Source organism: Pseudomonas sp. 1912-s (assembly GCF_029269205.1).
Lineage (GTDB): Bacteria > Pseudomonadota > Gammaproteobacteria > Pseudomonadales > Pseudomonadaceae > Aquipseudomonas.
In genome coordinates, this window is record NZ_JARIXR010000072.1 from 1 (window position 1) to 1,262 (window position 1,262).

Here is a 1,262-nt window from a genome sequence, read left to right on the forward strand (position 1 = left end):
TGTACGGACCGGACACATGGTTGACGGGTGTGCGGGGACATGGTGGACACTTTTCGGCGAGCTAACTTCGCCGGAAAACCATCATGCCCTGGAATACGAGAGACGCCATGAGCCTGAAAAAAGAGTTCGTTGCCTTTGCCCGGCAGCCCGGCAGCAATAAACGAGAACTGTGTCGACGGTTCGGTATCAGCCCCCAAACCGCATACAAGTGGCTCGAGCGCTACGAAGAACAAGGCCAGCAAGGTCTGCTGGAGAAATCCCGCAGGCCAGCCACTAGCCCAAAACTTACCGAGCCAGCGCTGGAGGCTGAAGTCTTGGCTCTTAGGCAGGCGCACCCAGCTTGGGGCGGCCGCACGATCAGCAATTTGTTAGATAAGCGTATCGCTCCTAGCACCGTCACCAATGTCTTACATCGCCACGGTTTGATTCAAACGGTTCCGAAAGAGTTACAGGCAGCAAGGCTGAGGTTTGAACACGATGCGCCCAATGATCTTTGGCAGATGGATTTCAAAGGGCATTTCCCAACGCAACAAGGCCGATGCCATCCACTAACTGTGTTGGATGACCACTCCCGTTTCAACTTGACTATCAAAGCCTGCTCCAACGAGCGCACAGCCACGGTGAAGGAGCAGTTGATCGAAGTTTTCCGGCGCTACGGCTTACCCGCTCGCATCAACGTCGATAACGGGCCCCCATGGGGTTCCCCCCGCAATCCGGGGGAGATCACTGAGCTGAGCATCTGGCTCGTTCGACTGGGTATCAGAGTCAGCTTCAGTCGGCCTTTCCACCCTCAAACCAACGGAAAAATCGAACGATTTCACCGGTCACTCAAGGCTGAAGTGCTCAACGGTCGCCATTTCCGGACACTTGCTGAAGCCCAGACACACCTCGATCAATGGCGGGAGGTTTATAACCATCAGCGCCCTCATCAGGCCCTGGATTACAAGGTTCCAATGGATCGATACCGAGAAAGCCCCTGGGCTTATCCGGAGACGCTTTTGGAGTTTGAGTACGGGCCGGACGATTTAAAGGCCAAGGTTTATCACAGTCGATTTAAGTTTCAGAAGCGCTACTTCAGGATCGCCAAAGGCCTGGCTGGACATCACGTTGCACTACGTCCGAACACTGAAAGTGACGGGCTGTTTGATGTCTATTTCTGCCATCACTTTTTGCGAACGATCGACGTGAAGCAGCCTGATTACGGTTCATAATGTGTCAACCATGTCCCCGTACATGTGTCCACCATGTGTCCGGTCCGTACA

The 1,262-nt window shown here is 54.1% G+C and carries 1 protein-coding gene; it reads left to right on the forward strand.

Translation table 11 applies throughout. From position 1 onward, the window contains the following. Window positions 1-83: 83 nt before the first annotated feature. Window positions 84-1,211, forward strand: a complete 1,128-nt coding sequence (locus P3C29_RS32570) for an IS481 family transposase (RefSeq protein WP_275966460.1) — start codon at window positions 84-86, stop codon at window positions 1,209-1,211. Window positions 1,212-1,262: the final 51 nt, after the last annotated feature.

Excerpts from the sequence above, each read along its gene's own strand:
- P3C29_RS32570 (WP_275966460.1), top strand. The coding sequence starts at position 84 with ATGCCCTGGAATACGAGAGACGCCATGAGCCTGAAAAAAGAGTTCGTT.